This window comes from Bacteroides oleiciplenus YIT 12058 (assembly GCF_000315485.1).
Classification (GTDB): Bacteria; Bacteroidota; Bacteroidia; order Bacteroidales; family Bacteroidaceae; genus Bacteroides; species Bacteroides oleiciplenus.
In genome coordinates, this window is sequence record NZ_JH992942.1 from 64566 (window position 1) to 82230 (window position 17665).

Annotated in this window: 10 protein-coding genes; 9 read left to right on the forward strand and 1 reads right to left on the reverse strand. The window is 43.0% G+C overall.

Annotation, left to right across the window (positions count from 1 at the left end):
- Positions 1-47 precede the first annotated feature (47 nt).
- On the forward strand, positions 48-1220 hold the full coding sequence (porV, locus tag HMPREF9447_RS13930) for a type IX secretion system outer membrane channel protein PorV (protein ID WP_009130366.1): 1173 nt from the start codon (positions 48-50) through the stop codon (positions 1218-1220).
- 2 nt (positions 1221-1222) lie between these two features.
- On the opposite strand, the gene HMPREF9447_RS13935 is transcribed toward porV, so the two are convergent.
- The gene (locus HMPREF9447_RS13935) at positions 1223-2668 is read right to left on the reverse strand and encodes a retropepsin-like aspartic protease (RefSeq protein WP_009130367.1); all 1446 of its coding nucleotides are present in this window, start codon (positions 2666-2668) and stop codon (positions 1223-1225) included.
- A gap of 295 nt (positions 2669-2963) precedes the next feature.
- On the opposite strand from HMPREF9447_RS13935, the gene HMPREF9447_RS13940 reads away from it, so the two are divergent.
- From HMPREF9447_RS13940 to HMPREF9447_RS13975, 8 genes are all read left to right on the forward strand, one after another.
- A complete protein-coding gene (locus HMPREF9447_RS13940; RefSeq protein ID WP_009130368.1) occupies positions 2964-3569 on the forward strand; it encodes an RNA polymerase sigma factor in 606 nt (201 codons plus the stop codon).
- Between the two features lie 73 nt (positions 3570-3642).
- Positions 3643-4641, forward strand: a complete 999-nt coding sequence (locus HMPREF9447_RS13945) for a FecR family protein (protein ID WP_009130369.1) — start codon at positions 3643-3645, stop codon at positions 4639-4641.
- A 143-nt stretch (positions 4642-4784) separates the two neighbouring features.
- On the forward strand, positions 4785-8174 hold the full coding sequence (locus HMPREF9447_RS13950; protein ID WP_009130370.1) for a SusC/RagA family TonB-linked outer membrane protein: 3390 nt from the start codon (positions 4785-4787) through the stop codon (positions 8172-8174).
- A 22-nt stretch (positions 8175-8196) separates the two neighbouring features.
- Entirely contained in the window at positions 8197-10062 is a 1866-nt protein-coding gene (locus tag HMPREF9447_RS13955) for a RagB/SusD family nutrient uptake outer membrane protein (RefSeq protein ID WP_009130371.1), read from the forward strand.
- Positions 10063-10115: 53 nt separating this feature from the next.
- A complete protein-coding gene (locus tag HMPREF9447_RS13960; protein WP_009130372.1) occupies positions 10116-11732 on the forward strand; it encodes a sulfatase family protein in 1617 nt (538 codons plus the stop codon).
- 307 nt (positions 11733-12039) lie between these two features.
- Positions 12040-12669 (forward strand): DUF6266 family protein, encoded by a 630-nt coding sequence (locus HMPREF9447_RS13965; RefSeq protein ID WP_009130373.1) that lies wholly within the window; start codon positions 12040-12042, stop codon positions 12667-12669.
- A gap of 156 nt (positions 12670-12825) precedes the next feature.
- A complete protein-coding gene (locus HMPREF9447_RS13970; RefSeq protein ID WP_009130374.1) occupies positions 12826-14445 on the forward strand; it encodes a DUF6377 domain-containing protein in 1620 nt (539 codons plus the stop codon).
- Positions 14446-14719: 274 nt separating this feature from the next.
- A complete protein-coding gene (locus HMPREF9447_RS13975; protein ID WP_009130375.1) occupies positions 14720-17662 on the forward strand; it encodes a SusC/RagA family TonB-linked outer membrane protein in 2943 nt (980 codons plus the stop codon).
- Positions 17663-17665: the final 3 nt, after the last annotated feature.

Below are 17665 nucleotides of genomic sequence, written 5' to 3' on the forward strand. Positions count from 1 at the left end.
GAGGCTGTTTGCAGTTTTATTAAGACAGTCCCATAAAATAACACTGTATGAAGAAATTTATCATAGTATCTATCATAGCTCTCTTGTCCGTAAGTCTTTTTGCACAAGATAAGAACCAGTTTAACCCTGTCAATACCGGCGTCAACTCTTTAGGCATTGCCCCCGATTCCCGTGGTGGCGGTATGGGAGACGTCGGTGCAGCAACCGACCCGGACGTAAATTCCCAATATTGGAACCCTGCAAAGTACCCGTTCACTATCAGCCGTGCTGGAGTAGCAGTTTCATATACCCCCTGGTTGCGGAAGTTGGTGAATGATATTGACCTGGCGTATGTAGCGGGCTATTATCGTATCGGAGACTATCAGGCTGTCAGCGGTTCATTGCGTTACTTCTCTTTGGGTGAGGTACCTGTAGGGTATCAGGATGCGAATTCCCCGGGCTATACTATCAAACCTTATGAAATGGCGGTAGATGTTGCTTACTCCCGTATGCTTTCCGAACATTTCTCTGCGGCCGTTGCTTTGCGCTATATTTATTCTGATTTGGCATACAGGGAAGATGAAGAGGTTTCTGCCGGCTCAGCCTTTGCTGCCGACATTGCGTTCTATTATACCAATTATATTATTTTCGCACAGCGCGAGTGTATGCTCTCTTTCGGACTGAATGCCTCTAATATCGGTACGAAGATTTCTTATGATAGCGGTAATACCAGCCAGTTTCTGCCTACCAACCTGCGCTTGGGAGCTTCTTTGCTGTTTCCGATAGATGATTACAATACGGTTGGAGTCAGCTTTGATGCTAATAAATACATGGTTCCCACCCGTCCCATTCGTGGAGAAGATGAGTCGCAGGAAGAATATGAAGAACGTCTGGATCGTGACTACAATGATATTTCACCCATTAAAGGTATCTTTAAATCTTTCAGTGACGCCCCCGGTGGTTTCAAGGAAGAATTGCAGGAGATACAGTGGTCGTTGGGTTTGGAATATACCTATCACGAACAGTTCTCCGTTCGTGGCGGCTACCACTGGGAGCATGAAAATAAGGGAAACCGTAAGTACTTCTCGTTCGGTGCAGGCTTCAAGATGAGTGTATTCTCGCTGGATGCAGCTTATCTGGTATCTACGGCGCAGAGCAATCCGCTCGACCAGACACTCCGCTTTACGTTAGGCTTCGATCTTGACGGAATAAAAGACTTGTTCGGACGTCGCAGAAGATGATTTTAGCGGTGGTCGTTCCACATGTTCAGATACAAGCCAGCTATTCCTAATAGTATATCTGTTATTTTCAGGTCCTTTTCCTGTATATTCAGATGCAGCTTTTTAGGGTCGTATATCATTGCATTTACCCCTTGTGTCCGTGGTGTTGTCTTCACGAACATATCCTTCAGATTAATCGTAACTGTGCTGAAACTCCGGAATATATCCATTCCTATAATTCCATCTCCGGCGAAGTGAAGTCCACTTTGTTCAGGCGTTGCCACTACACTGATACTGTCGGTACATCCTATATATTCGCCTATCTGGAAGCATGCACCCGGTAAATTATAGATACATACCCGCGCTGTCCCGCCGAAACCGCCAACTCCCATTGAATCCCTCTCTGCTATTCGTTCAATGCGGCCTTTATGCCGTTCAAAGTAATCGTAATTCAACTGGCTGAGGCCAGAGCCGCTATCAAAGTTCATTCGCAATAATTCATGGTCATATACAACTTCAAGGTCAAGAATATTTTTTCCTGTAAAGCAAATGTTCGGGGCAAAACCCGGTGCAGGAGTCAGGTCTTTGGGAATAGTCAGGCGGTTGGTGCGGAAATCCAGTTTAACTTCTTGGAGCTGATTGAGGATAGGCAGTCCGATGATGGCTTCCAGATGTTTCATGTAGCGGTCGGCCTTTTCTTCCCCGGTTTTCATATCCAACACATAGAATGGGACATTTCGCATCACAAGGGAACCGAGTTTTATCTCTTCGGCAATGGCAAGTTGTCCGCTTCCCGTACCTACTCCGTTTGCCGTGATTTCTACATCCAGTATTTTCATACCGCAGGCTTTCGCTATTTCGGGGGTAACTACATTGACGCCTGCACCCGTATCCAGCGTAAAGTTCTGTTCTTTTCCATTCACACTTCCTTCCAGAGTTATGGTGGTAGCTCTCGAACCGCTCTTGCCCACACTGTCTATGCGGATAGGTAGCACTAAATCCGTATCCGGTTTCTCCCATTGGTATAAGGCATAGCCGGACAAAACACGATATTCTTTTTCTTTTATCCGATATCCGGCAAGAAAGGCACTATCCACCTGCCCCTCCAGTTGGTTGCAGAAATTTTTCAGAGTTTCGGCGGCCTGATCGTTTGCTCCCAGCTTGCTCAGGTTTTCGGTGAGAAGGTAAATCATGGAAGTTGTATTTTCAAATCCCATATTCTCCTGTTGTTCGGCCAGCAATTTGCCGATAACTTCGCAGGCGGCTTCAGGGCGGTTGAAGAAGTTGCATAGCAATGCTTGTCCAAAGCCTTGCAGGAAAGGGTCTAATGAGTCTTTGTAGGCAGTAAATTCCCGTTGCAACTCAAACCAGTTTTCCTGATTCATGTAGCTTGCTGCCCGCTCGTTGGCGGTTTGGCCGAAAGCACTGAGGCTTGTGCAGATAATTGCAACGAGAAATATCTTCTTCATGTCTGTGGGTATTAGCAGATTGTATAATCTTTCAAATATACGAAAAAAAATGTTTTGTCTATTCTTTCGCCTGCTTTCTTTAAACCGAATGCTGCTTTTTATTAATACCTCTTCTTGCTAACACCCGGGTGTTGATGAGCTGATCTTACTGTAATAATGAGGATATGTTTTATAGGAATCTACACGAATTAAATTTGGAAGCAAAAATAAACATTTATATCTTTGTCTCTCAGAATTATCTAATACTCTTAGGAATCCATCTTTTTATGTAAGTTTGTTCTGAAAAATAGAATTGATGAAAGATGTAAAAGATATCCATAGCCTCTTAGGAATGATTCAAGAGGAAAACACACTCGCATTTAATATATTCTATGAAATGTATTATGACCAGGTGTTTCGTTATGCTTATTATTTCCTGAAAGACACTGAGTCTTGCCGGGAAGTAGTTGCAGATGTGTTCTTTGCTGTGTGGCAATCACGCAAACGGCTGAAGGATATAGAAAATCTGGAAACTTATTTATTTATATCCGTAAGAAACGAAGTGACGCACTACCACAAAAAAATAGGTAGACATAACCATGTTTCATTGGATGAATTATCGGTTCAGTTAGAAATAACAGAAGAAGAATCCCCCCATGATAAAATCTCTTATAAGGAAATGGAACAACTGTTGGGAGAAATTGTGGGTAAACTGCCGGAAAAATGCCGTCTAATCTTCCTGATGGCCCGCCAGGAACGGTTGAAGCCCAAAGAAATTGCAGAGAAACTCTGTATATCGGAAAACACGGTACGCGTACAAATGAAAATTGCTATAGAAAAGATCATCAAACAAATCAAACCCTATTATCCCGACCTTACTCTCTCACTATTATGGTCCCTCTTCTTTCCTGTCATTAGTTAAAGAAATAAAAAACGTGAGGTTTCTTTTAAATGAAATCTGATCGAGTGTACTCCTCTGTTTAGAAACAATAATTATGAGTGAGGAAAATAACCCTATTGACATTCTACGGAATGAATTGATTCATGATATCAGTGACCATGAGAAAGCGACGTTAGAAGAATGGAGCCGTTTGACTCATGACAATCGTAGTTTTCGTCAACTGATTAGTGAAATGAGACTTTCTTCTGACATTGAAAAAAAGAAGGAAGAAATGAAGTCCGGCATCCTGCAAGAAGTTAATAAACGGATAAACAGGAGCCGATACATTCGTCGTATTCTAAAAATCAGCACGGTAGCTGCTTCTATTGCCATTTTATTGGGAATAACCGGTTACTTCTCCTATAGAGAAGGGTTTAATCAGATAAATAGTCAGCAGATAGAAATGTCCAACCCATTCGGTATGCTGTCGACGATTACTTTACCTGATGGGAGTAAGGTTGTTCTGAATGCAGGAACCACCATCACTTATCCCAGTGCTTTTGTTGCGAAGAACAGGGAAGTTGAAATAAAAGGAGAAGCCTTTTTTGAGGTCACCCATGATGCGGGACATCCTTTTATTGTGAAAGCTGACCGGATCAGCATCGAAGTATTGGGCACTCAATTCAATGTAAAAGCCTATGAAGAAGATGATTGGATTGAAGTTTCTTTATCAGAAGGAAAGGTGGAGGTGCAGAGCGAAGACAAAAAGAACAGGATTTTCCTCACCCCCGGAGAACAGGCATATTATGATAAACACAATCATTCCCTGACCACGCGTAACGTAGATATTACTCATTATACATCGTGGAGGAACGGGGCATATTATTTCAGGGCACTTCCTCTGAAAGAAATCACCAAACAGCTTGAACGTATTTTCAATGTCCATATCCATATAACGTCTCCTAATATTGAGAATATAGTTTTAACCGGAGACTTCCTACGGGGTGAGAATCTGGAACAAATATTGCGAATGATAACTGCAGATAACCGCTTAAAATACAGAATAGAAGAATATATAATCTATATAGATGAAAATAAAAGTGCTAAGAAGTAAATTATTAACCCTAAAAAAGAAGTGCCTATGATAAAATAGTATCGTACATAGAAAAGCGAAAAATGCGCTAACATTTTTCGCTTGGATAAGACTTGAGTCTGTAATAATTCATGGATTTACAAACCTAAAATCAATACAAAAATATGGATTTAAAATTAAAAAATAAACAACCTCACTACATTTATTATTTATTTCTTGTGATTGCTTTCTTTTTTGCATCCACGGAAGTAGCCCATTCACAAGTAAAAAATCTGTCTCTTCATTTAAAGAATGTGACATTAGAAGAAGCCTTGGGGCAGATCAGACAGAAAGGAGAATATTCTTTATGGTATCGCAATGAAGAAGTTAATCTGAAGAAAAAAGTCTCCCTTGATATTCAGAATGGCAATATTACCCAAATTTTAGACTGCCTTTTTGAAGGAGAAAATCTGAGATATATAATAGAAGATAATCACATTGTTATCTTCAAGGCAGATGGAACGAGTAAATCTGCTCAACAAACAACCAAACGAATCACTGGTGTAATTAAAGATAATCATGGAGAACCCATCATTGGATGTAATATTATGGAAAAAGGAACATCGAACGGTACAATTACCAGCGTGGATGGAGATTTCTCCCTGAATGTTGCAGAAAAAGCGGTTTTGCAGGTCTCTTATATCGGATACCTTACACAGGAAATCCCTGTGCAGGACAAACAAAATATAACAGTCATTTTACAGGAAGATGCACAAATACTGGATGAAGTAGTTGTAGTTGGTTATGGTCTTGCGAAGAAAAGTGACCTGACCGGATCTATTTCCCAGGTTAAAGCGGAGAGTATGCAAAACTATACTCCGTCAAGTGTTAGCGACTTACTACGCAACAGTATTCCGGGTATGAGTGTAGGATATTCCGTATCCGCGAAAGGAAGTAGTGATATGATGATTCGTGGCGATAATACGCTGACTGCCGGCTCGAGCCCGCTGATTATTGTCGATGGAGTTATCTATAATGGTGACATTTCGGATATCAACCCGAATGATATTGAGAAGCTGGATATAATGAAAGATGCAAGTTCGGCTGCCGTCTATGGTTCAAGGGCTACAAACGGAGTGGTTGCTATTACGACCAAGAAAGGAAATTCCCAGAAGCCTGTTATCAACTTTAGCGGAAGTGTAGGGATATCTACTGCTGCGAACAGGGTGAAACCTTATGACAAAGAAGGTTTCATCAAATGGCGTTCCGATATGTTTAAATCAGTCTATAGTGCAACTGTGCCACAGACTCCTTGGAGTCCTTTTGATGATCCGCGTACGATAGATCCTCAATATCTGGATCAATGGATGGCTTACCATAGTACTACACAGGACAATCTTGTAGATGCCTGGTTATCCGGTTTACGATTGACCGGGTTGGAAATTGAGAATTACAAATCAGGAAGAAGCATTGACTGGGAGGACTATATTTTTCATAATGGTCCCAGACAAGATTACAACCTGAGCCTTTCCGGAAAAAAAGAAGATTTCTCTTATTATTGGTCGCTGGGATATATGACAAATGAGTCATTGGTAAAAGGGGATGAATTTTCTACCATACGTTCGCGGGTGAATATAGAGGGAAAACCTGCCCGCTTTTTAAAAGTGGGGCTGAATGCACAGTTCTCCTACCGTGACGAAAGTTCTGTACCTGCGGATGTGAACCAATACACCAAACTGACCCCTTACAGCTCATTTTATGAGGATGATGAGGAAACATTAAGATTATATCCGAATGATGACAATCAGGCACTTCACCCGTTGTTGAATCCCACATACAGGTCGCGGGAACAGGAATACTTTACGCTCTTCCCTAAGATCTATGCAACTCTGGATTTACCATTTGGCATCACTTATACTGTAAACTATACAACCCGGTTCGTTTTTTACCACAACCATACACACGACTCCTCTGCACATCCACAGTGGAAGTTATTCGGAGGAAGTGCTTCCCGTGAAAATTCATTGAGGAGGGAATGGCAGGTTGATAATATTATAAACTGGAACAAAACCTTTGCACAGAAACACAAGGTGGATGTTACATTTTTGGTAAACGCCGAGCAGTTCCGTAATGATACGGAGAAAATGAATAACCAGAATTTCAGTCCAAACGATATACTTGGGTATCATGATATGTCTATAGGAAACTTACCGGAAATTTCGAGTAATGATGAGATCCGGACATCGGATGCCTTGATGGCAAGGCTTAACTATGGCTTCATGAATAAATATTTGCTGACTTTGTCGGTGCGAAGAGATGGATCATCCCTGTTTGGCTACTCCAATCCGCGTGCCACCTTCCCTGCCGCAGCTCTGGGATGGGTACTCTCAGAAGAAAAGTTTTTTAAAGTGAAGTTTGTTGATTATCTTAAATTAAGAGCATCCTGGGGTATAAACGGTAACAGAGACATTGATAACTATGCTGCCTTGTCCAAGATGCTTGCTGAGAAATCACTGAATACTGATGTAAGTGGAACTCCGATTATCATTCCTACTCTGGAAATAAATACGATGGGAAATAAAAAGCTTAAATGGGAAAAGACCGAAGCGTATAACCTTGCTTTAGATTTCAGGCTGTTCAATGGCATTTTAAACGGAACAATAGAAACCTATTATATGTCGACCACAGATGTACTGGTCAACAGAGAACTTCCCACCATCACCGGATACAAAAGAGTGTACGCCAATTTGGGAGAGATAAGGAATAAAGGACTTGAACTTTCTCTGAGCAGCACCAATATGAAACAGCATAATTTTGAATGGACCTCCAATCTGCTCTTTGCCCTGAACAGGAATAAAATCATTTCGATAACCGGTGAAAAGTATGACGTGTTTGATAAAGATGGTAACTTTGTAGGACGGAAAGAGCCGGATGACAAAACCAATAACTGGTTTATAGGTCAGGCAAAAGATGTGATATGGGATTATAAAATTCTGGGAACCTGGAAGACCGGACAAGAAGAAGAGGCTGCCAAATGGAACCAGGCACCCGGTGACTTCAGGTTGGAAGATGTAAATAATGATGGACTGCTGACAGATGAAGACAAACAGTTCTTGGGATATAAGACCCCACGATTCTCGTGGACATTGAGCAACACTTTCAGACTGTTCAATGACTTTGAATTCTCCTTCGTCCTCTATTCTCTTTGGGGACATAAGGGAAGTTATAATCTGGCAAAACATGACGACCATATAGAAGATCGCTGTAACTCCAGAGATATTCCTTATTGGACTCCTGAAAATCAATTGGATGATTATGCCCGGTTGAGGTCTGCTCCCGCTAAAGGGGTGAGCTATTCAGTATGGTTTGACAAGTCTTATATACGCTTGGAAAATGTAGCTTTGGCTTATAAGGTGCCTTCCAAATTTTTGAAGAAGACTCCTATATCCAACCTTAAATTTTCATTGAATGTGAAGAATGCGGGGATATGGGCTAAAGACTGGAAGTTCGGTGACCCCGAAGACGGAATGCGTTCACAAAGAATCTTCACTTTTGGATTGAATATGACACTTTAATTCTAAACTAAATTATATAGATATGAAAACCATTATGAAATATAAAGCAGCAATCCTGTCTTTTACCATTTGTTTTTTCTGTTCCTGCGGATCAGATTTCCTCAACCCTGACCCTTTGTCTTTTTATGCTCCCGAAAATGCATTGACCGATGAGGCGGGGTTGCAAGCGGTATTGGACAAAGCAATGACCACTTTCCGGGGAGAATTCTGCACTGACCAGGCACCATTCTGCACCAATATGAAATATTCGGATATAGCCGTAGACGGTACAACCGATAAGGCAACCCCGTGGCAGGATTTGAATAATCAGATGCTGCCCGATGGAAAAAATGATGACCTGGCATACACCAGAATCGGGTGGTATTGGGATAATTCTTTTATCAACATTAAAAACTGCAATACGATTATAAACAGAATCGATCAGGCTACATTCAAATCGGAAGAGTCAAAGAATGCATTGTTGGGCAGTGCCTATTTTGTAAGAGCCTATCGCTACTACATGAAAACCTTGCAGTATGGAGATGTACCTTTGGTTTTGGAAGAACTTACCGAGCCCAAAGTGGACTATTATACCACCACCAAAGAATCTATCTGGCTGAAAATGATAAAAGATCTGGAGTTTGCAGCAAAGCATGTTCCCGAAGCTAATAAAGTAAATGGCGGACAGGTGACCAAAGCTGCCTGCAAGCATCTATTGGCCAAGTACTATTTGCTTGAAGGAAGATTTGATGATGCGATCCGTATTACGACCGAAGTTATCAGCGGAGGAGTTCATAAACTGTGCACTGAGCGGTTTGGAGCAGACAAGGGTGTTGCCAATAAAGATGTGGTATGGGACATGTTCCGTATTGAAAATAAGAGCTTGCCGGAAAACACGGAAGGATTATTATTAGCCATCAATAGATATGGCATGGAAGGAAATACGAATGGCACCTATGTGATGCGTAATGCACTTCCTTACTATGGGTTGACGGGAGTTATTAAAACCCCTAACGGAGCAAACGGTTTGTCGGATGCAGCTAAAAATGAAATTGGCCTTGTTGAAAAATACGGCAGAGGAATCAGCCGTATCCGCCCTACCTGGTATGCACAAAAAGGTGTATGGACCATCAACAAGGTAGAAGACTTTTCTGATTACAGGCACCGGACGGATAACGAAAACTGGATGACAATGGAAATGCTGGTCTATAACAGCCCCGCACTGAAGAAAAACGGAAATGAGTGGTATGGGAAAAATCTTCAATTATATAATGAGCAGGGGAACATTTTATGTAATGACACTATCAGATGCTGGTTTAGCTGGCCACACTATAAAACTTGGTATCCTGATCCTGACCGTGTGCAACCGCAAGGAGGACCTGGTGATTTCTATATTTTCCGTTTAGCCGAAACTTATTTGCTCAGGGCCGAGGCATATGTATGGAAGGGTGAATGGCAGAAAGCAGCCGACGATATAAATACCATAAGGAAAAGGGCCAATGCACAATACATGTATTCGGCTGCAGATATTGAAAAGCAAAAGACAGGTGCCGTATTAGATGAAAGGGCAAGGGAATTGTATTATGAAGAACCACGTAAAGTGGAACTAACCCGAATGGCTATTATTTATGCCCGGACAGGAATCTCCTGCTATAATGGAAAGACGTACACTATGGACAGGCTGACAGAAGATAACTTCTGGTATGACAGAGTGGTGGAAGTCAGTGACTTCTATAATAAAGGTGTCCGGACTCCCTACGGAAACTATTTCACCTGCTCACCTTTCCATATATTCTGGCCTATTCCTTCGTATGCAATCAATACGAACTCCGGAGGAATAATCAATCAGAATAAGGGGTATCCCGGTACGGAAAAGAATGTTCCTCCTTTGGTATACGAGGGTGATTAAGTAATTTAGTGGAAGAATCAAATCAAAAAAATATGTTTTTAACTGATAACACTATGAGATCTGTCACTGGAGCAGTGTTGATTTCACTAAGTTCGGGAGTACTTGCCGGAACCAAAGAAAAGAAAGAACCGGATAAACGGCCGAACATCTTGTTTGTGATAAACGATGACCAAAGCTATGCACATACAAGTTTTGCCGGCAGCCGATTTGTAAGCACACCCGGGTTCGACAGAGTAGCTTCTGACGGAATCTACTTTACCAACTGTTATGGTGGTTCTCCGGGAAGCGCCCCTTCCAGAAGTAGTCTGGTGACGGGACGCCACCACTGGCAAAACAAGCAGTCCGGGCAGCACGCCTCTTCCTGGATGAAAGAGCATGTTCCGTTTGTCGACCTTCTGGAGGCAAGTGGATATTACACCGGGTTTACCGGCAAAGGAGTCGATCCTTTTCAATACGCACGCAGTGATGAGGACTCCTTATGGAGAAAGGGAAATGCTGCCGGGCATCCCTTCAATAAGCATAGGTATCAAAAAAATAGCCCATCAGATCCACGTACGGCTAAAGGGATTGGATTGATTAATTATTATGAAAACTTTCGTTCATTCTTGCAGCAACGTAAAGAGGGACAGCCTTTCTATTTCTGGTATGGAGCTACCGAACCTCATCGTGTTTATGAAAAAGGCTCGTGGAAACGTAATGGAAAAAAACTGGAACAAGTGGATGTTCCCGGTTTCCTTCCTGATACGGAAGAGGTTAGAGGGGATATGTTGGACTATGCGGTAGAAATAGAATGGGCTGATTCGCATTTGGCTAAAATGCTGGAATATCTGGATTCAATAGGTGAACTCAATAATACAATTGTTATAGTAACGGCAGATAATGGTATGCCTTTCCCTCGGGCAAAAGCCAACTGCTTTGAATATGGTGCACATGTCCCTTTGGCGGTCAGTTATCCGAAAGGCTTTCCGGGTAAACGCCGGGTAGATGATCCGATAGGCTTTGTCGATATTGCTCCTACTATCCTGGAGATGGCGGGAGTGAAATCGGATGGAATGCTTCCTATTTCGGGGCGCAGTTTCATGAATATACTCCGATCGGAAAAAGAAGGAATAGTAGATAAAACGAAAAAGTATGTGTACATGGGGCGCGAAAGACATTCCTCTTCCCGTTGGAGAAATCTGGGATATCCGCAACGTGCTGTCCGCAATCAGGATTATCTGTTAATCTGGAATGTCAGACCGGAACGTTGGCCTGCCGGAGCTCCTCAGATGATGAATAAGGATACAGGCGAATTATATCCCATGTACGGGATAGGTGAAGATGGGACTTTTCATTCCGACCGGGCTTTTACCGATGTGGATGATGCGCCTTCAAAAACTTTTTTGATAGAGCATTATAAAGATCCTGCCATCCAGCCTTACTTTGAACTGGCATTCGGTAAACGTCCTGAATTTGAATTGTACCATATTGGAAATGACCCGTTCTGTCTTTATAATCTGATAGGGAAAAAGGATTATGCTGCGATTGAAAAAGAACTGAGACAGGCTTTAGTAAATGAACTGAAGCGCTCGGAAGATCCCCGCACTGTGGGGCCTGATAAAGAGATATTCGACTCCTACATCCGATATAGTCCGGTGAGGGAATTCCCCAAACCTGACTGGGCGGAATGACAGGATAGAAATCAGGATATTCAGGAGCTTTAAAAGAATTCTTGAATTGGAGTAAAAATGAGTGTATCTGCTGTTTTGACTTATACTGGATATAATTTTATCAGGTATAGAGAATAAGTCAAAACAGAACTGATACACTCATTTGTAGTGTATGAGTAGTGTATCAGCAGTGTATCAGTAGTGTATGAGCAGCATAGAAAAAAGAATCTGATAGCTCATCCTTTTACTGGAGATTTATAGTGTGAAGCGATTTCTTTTCCTTACTTTTGTGCGTATAGATAGAAAAATAATTAAGACATATAAGATTATGGGAAAAGTAAAAGATGGGGTTATCGGCGGTTTTTCCGGTAAGGTGGGACCGGTAGTGGGGTGCAAAGGCAAGAATGGGTATTACGTGCGTTCGTTACCCACAGGAGGCAATCCGTCGCGTTCGGATGAGCAGCGTTCGGCCCGTTCTAAATTTGGTGTGGCCATTAGGCTTGCGAAGATGTTGACGCCCTTTTTGCGTGTAGGTTATCGGGAGTTTGCCGCAGTCCGCTCGCCTTTCAATGTGGCTGTGTCGTGCATACTGGGTGCGGCTGTGGTGGCGGGGGAGGATGGACCCGTTATCGACTTTGACAGAGTGTTGGTGTCGCATGGCGGACTGACGTCGGCAGAGGGTGCTACGGCTGAGGTGGCTGATGATAAAGTATCCTTTTTCTGGACTGATAATAGCGATAAGGGGAATGCTGCCGGGACAGATGTAGTCCTGTTGCTGGTTTACAACAAGGAGCTGGGACAGCCGGTATATGACGTGAACGCTGCCCATAGGCAGGATGGCAAAGCTACATTGGTTCTGCCCGATGGCTGGAAAGCGGAGTCGTTGGCTGTCTATTTGGGATTCAGTAGCGCGGATGGAAAAATGACGGCAAACAGTGTGTGCTTGTGGAATGGGTGATAGGTGACGGGGGCATAGGATTTGTATTGTGAATGAAGCAAGTCAAACGTTACCGGTAAAATTCCGCTGAAAGAACAGGAAAACTTTCCTTTTTCAAATATTTATTCCGTACTTTTGTCCGTGAAGATTTATTGTTAAACCGTGAAAGAAATCCATATGAGGCAACTGAAAGTAATTTTGGCAGTCTTTTTTGTATCCCTGTCCCTGTATTCTTATGCCAATGAAACAGACTCTTTGCTTCGGGTACTTGATATGTCTATCAGGAACCGCCCCCAATATACATTAGAACGCCAGGAACAGATAGATGCTTTGCAACGGAAACTCCGTTTGCCTCATTCGGACCAGGAACGCTTTGATGTCTATCGCGAATTGTTCGGCAAATACCGTTCTTACCGCATGGACTCTGCCCTGTGGGTTGCCAACCAGCGTGTGGAGCTTGCCAAGCGCATGAAGAATCCCCTTCATATTTATTCCGCAGAACTGAATGTGGCTGAGGTCATGATAGGAGTGGCCATGTATAAGGAAGGGTTGGAGATACTGGACGGCATTAAATCCAGTGACTTGGATGCTTCCGGCATTTCTTACTATTATTATCAGTATCACCAGGTTTACACATTAATGGCGGATTATGCTTTTTCCGATAAGATGAAAGATCATTACCGGAGCCTTGCTTATCAGTATAAAGATTCTATTCTCAATATCCGGAAGCCAGGTTCGCAGGGCTATCTGCTGATGAAAAGTGAGAAACTTCTGTACGAGGAAAAATACGATGAAGCCATCGAGATACTGAACAGTTGTTACGAGACGCATAAACAGAAAGGATATAGCGTTGCCATTCCTTCCATCGGGTTGGCGAATGCTTATGGTGTGATGGGGAAGACAGAACTACAGAAGAAATATCTGATTATTTCCGCTATCGCCGACATCCAGGCAGCAACGAAGGAATATATTTCTCTTTGGAAACTGGCGAACCTCTTGTTTCAGGAAGGGGATATTAACCGTGCTTATACCTATATCGAATGTTCCATGCAGGATGCCACATTCTGTAATGCCCGCTACCGTACACAGGAGATTTCGGAAATGCTGCCCATTATTAGCCGGACTTATGAGAACAAGTTGCGGCAGGAGAAGACACAGATGGTTGCCTTGTTCATCTTGACTTCTGCTCTACTGATAATCTTGCTGATTGCCCTGATATTCATTTTCTACCAGATGAAGCGGCTGAACGTTGCCCGGAAAGCAGTGAATGATATGAATGAGGAACTCAAGCATATCAATGCGGACTTGCATACATTGAATGATAAATTGCAGGAGTCCAACCAGGTGAAGGAAGAATACATCGGTTACGTCTTCAATATGTGTTCGCTCTACATCAACAAGCAGGAGGAACAACGGAAAATGCTTGCCCGGAAAATTAAAACCGGACAGTTGGATGACCTTTACAAGACTGTTAATTCTTCTTCTTTCGTAGCTAATGAACTGAAGGAGTTCTTCTATACGTTCGATAGTGTGTTCCTTAAACTCTACCCCAGGTTCATTGAGCAATTCAACACTTTGCTTCAGGAAGATGAGCGCATTTATCCGAAGGAAGGTGAGTTGCTGACGCCGGAGTTGCGTGTCTTTGCTCTCATCCGGTTGGGAATCACCGATAGCGGCAAGATTGCTAATTTCCTTCATTATTCTGCCCAAACAGTATATAACTATCGCTTGAAAGTGCGGAATAAATCTCAGCTTTCTAAAGAGGAATTTATGGAGGCGGTGCAGCAAATAGGATGAAAATAGCCTCCTTTTGTTTTCCTCAAACGTCTACTTTAATCTACTTTCCTAGTTCATGAGGATAGGTGGATGTTTTCTGTATATCAGATACTTATCTCTTTTCTATTTCTACTTCCGTCTACTCTGCCCATCTACTCAGGTCGCTTACCCTGAAAGTAATGCTCTAACTTTGCCGTAGAAAATAAAGTTAACAATAAGTCTTCTTTGGGTATTAGTTTTTATTGGGTAAAATGTAGACTGAATTATCTTTTTTATTAATTATAATAATAACCTTATGAAAAACATTTTTAGACTTGTCAAGGGACTTCTCCCTTTGTTGGGATTACTACTATCCCTGTCGCTTTCAGCACAAGACATTGTGGTGAAAGGACATGTAAAAGACGCTACCGGTGAAGCGGTTATCGGGGCTAACATTCTGATTAAAGGCACATCCGTAGGTACTATCTCTGATGTAGACGGTAACTTCACGCTAAAGGCAGCTACCGGAAATATACTCTCCATCACAAGTATCGGTTATAAAGGGCAGGAAATTGCCGTAACAAATAAACCTCTCATTGTGGTTACTTTGCTCGAAGACAGCGAAATGCTGGACGAAGTCATAGTCATCGGTTATGGTCAGGTGAAGAAAGGCGACGTGACCGGCTCTTTGCTGACTGTGAAGCCGGACGAACTGAACAAGGGTAAACAACTGACTGCCGAAGATGCCCTGGTAGGTAAAGTTGCCGGTGTGAACATTGTTCCGGGTAACGGTGCTCCGGGTAGCGGAGGTACCATCCGCATACGTATGGGTGCCTCTTTGTCGGCAGATAACGACCCGTTGATTGTTATTGACGGTGTGCCTGTGAGCAATACCTCTATCAGTGCCATCAATCCGAATGACATCGCCTCGTTTACGGTGCTGAAAGATGCTTCGGCTACAGCTATCTACGGTTCGCGTGCCTCCAATGGTGTCATCATCATCACCACTAAGAAAGGTACAGGTGACGGCACTACACGTCCGTCTTTCAACTATAACGGGAATATGACGGTGAGCAATGTATATCAGTATATGGATGTACTTTCCACCGAAGAATTCCGCAAGGCTTTTGCAGAACATGGCAATGCGCCCGAAACTTTCCGGTTAGGCAATGCCAATGTAGACTGGCAGAAAGAAATCTATCGCGTGGCACTCGGCACGGACCATAACCTCTCCATGACCGGGGCTTTGAAAGGCATGCCATACCGTGTATCCGTAGGCTATACTAACCAGAACGGTACGTTGAAGAATAATAACTACGAGCGTATCAATGCCAGCGTAGGTTTGTCTCCGAAGTTCTTCAACAAGCATCTTTCTGTAGATATCAACGTAAAGGGGAGTATAGAGAACGATAAACCGGTTTCAACAGGTGTCATCGGCAGTGCTATCTCTTTTGATCCTACCCGCCCTGTTTATGAGGATTATGAAGGAAATGTAGGTTTGGGATATTATACGTGGATGAATGACGGCAAACCTATCACACTGGCTTCTTCAAATCCTGTAGCCGACCTTGAACTGGCCGATAAACTGAACAAGACGAAACGTTCTATCGGTAACATCGCCCTGGATTATAAGGTACATGGTTTCGAAGACTTGCGTTTTAACCTCAATATGGGGTACGATATTCAGACGAATGACAATCATGACAATGTTCCCGACCTTGCACCCTCTATGTATACGGGTAATCAGAATGATGGTACGGGTAAGCGTTATACCTATCATCAGGATAAGCGGAACACCTTGCTCGATTTCTATGCCAACTATGACAAGGAACTGAAAGACCATCACATCAATGCTATGGCAGGTTACGGTTGGCAACGTTTCTGGTATAAGAACAACAGTGTAACCACTGACACCGAAGGTAAAGAACTAGCTACTCCCCAACATGCTGAGGCGGAACTTTACCTGCTCTCTTTCTATGGCCGTGTAAATTACTCTTGGAAACAACGTTATATGTTGACTGCTACCCTGCGTGCCGATGCTTCTTCACGCTTTTCTCCCGATAACCGTTGGGGATATTTCCCCTCAGTTGCTGCTGCGTGGCGTGTGAATGAAGAGGCTTTCCTCTCGAACTTCAAAGCTCTGTCCGACCTGAAACTCCGTTTAAGCTATGGCCAGACCGGTCAGCAATCCATCGGTTCTTACTACCAGCATTTGCCGACTTATACGGCATCTTATGACGAATCACGCTATTACTTCGGGAATCAATGGTATACTACTTACCGCCCTAACGGCTACGATGCCAACATCAAGTGGGAAACCACGGAAACTTATAACATCGGTATCGACTACGGTTTCCTGAATAACCGCATCTCCGGTACGGTCGATTATTACTGGCGTACTACCAAAGATTTGCTGAATAAGATTTTTGTTCCTGCCGGAAGCAACTTTACCAACATGATTGAAACCAATATCGGTAATATGAAAAGTAAAGGTCTGGAAATAGGCATCAATGTAATTCCTGTAAAGAATAAGGATTGGGAGTGGTCTATTAGCGGTAACTTCACCTGGAATACTTCTGAAATAACGAAGCTGAATACCATCGACCGTGAGGACAACTACGTGAAGACAGGTAATGCCGGCGGTACGGGTAAATATTTGCAAGTCCACATGGTAGGTGAAACTCCGAATACTTTCTACCTGTTGCAACAGGCTTACGACGACAACGGCAAACCGCTGGACGGAAAATATGTTGCCAAAGACGGTTCTATCACCAGCAGCGAAGAAGATGCCAACAAGTATGTGACAGGCAAGAGTTCCAAAGCTCCTTACTATTGCGGTCTTTCTACTCGCCTGACTTATAAAAATTGGGATTTGGGTATCAACGGTCACGGAAGCTTCGGTGCTTATGTTTACAACTATGTGAAAGCCTCCGATGCCCTGGACGGTCTTTATGGTGGAACAGGCGTTTCCAGCAATATTCTGCGTTCTACACTCGAAACAGGATTCACGCAGGAACGCATCTATACCGACCACTTCCTGGAAAAAGGTGACTTCTTCCGTATCGACAATATCACGCTGGGACACACCTTCGACAGATTGTGGAATGACAAGACTTCCCTTCGCCTCTCTTTCACAGTACAGAACGTATGTACACTGACGGGTTACAGTGGTCTCGATCCGGAAATCTACAGTGGCATCGATAAGAACATCTATCAGCGTCCGCGTATGTTCATGCTGGGAGTAAATCTTAATTTTTAATTC

What these genes read in the sequence shown, in the direction of transcription:
- porV (WP_009130366.1), top strand. Translation starts at nt 48, where the DNA reads ATGAAGAAATTTATCATAGTATCTATCATAGCTCTCTTGTCCGTAAGT.
- HMPREF9447_RS13935 (WP_009130367.1), bottom strand. Translation starts at nt 2,668, where the DNA reads ATGAAGAAGATATTTCTCGTTGCAATTATCTGCACAAGCCTCAGTGCT.
- HMPREF9447_RS13940 (WP_009130368.1), top strand. Translation starts at nt 2,964, where the DNA reads ATGAAAGATGTAAAAGATATCCATAGCCTCTTAGGAATGATTCAAGAG.
- HMPREF9447_RS13945 (WP_009130369.1), top strand. Translation starts at nt 3,643, where the DNA reads ATGAGTGAGGAAAATAACCCTATTGACATTCTACGGAATGAATTGATT.
- HMPREF9447_RS13950 (WP_009130370.1), top strand. Translation starts at nt 4,785, where the DNA reads ATGGATTTAAAATTAAAAAATAAACAACCTCACTACATTTATTATTTA.
- HMPREF9447_RS13955 (WP_009130371.1), top strand. Translation starts at nt 8,197, where the DNA reads ATGAAAACCATTATGAAATATAAAGCAGCAATCCTGTCTTTTACCATT.
- HMPREF9447_RS13960 (WP_009130372.1), top strand. Translation starts at nt 10,116, where the DNA reads ATGAGATCTGTCACTGGAGCAGTGTTGATTTCACTAAGTTCGGGAGTA.
- HMPREF9447_RS13965 (WP_009130373.1), top strand. Translation starts at nt 12,040, where the DNA reads ATGGGAAAAGTAAAAGATGGGGTTATCGGCGGTTTTTCCGGTAAGGTG.
- HMPREF9447_RS13970 (WP_009130374.1), top strand. Translation starts at nt 12,826, where the DNA reads ATGAGGCAACTGAAAGTAATTTTGGCAGTCTTTTTTGTATCCCTGTCC.
- HMPREF9447_RS13975 (WP_009130375.1), top strand. Translation starts at nt 14,720, where the DNA reads ATGAAAAACATTTTTAGACTTGTCAAGGGACTTCTCCCTTTGTTGGGA.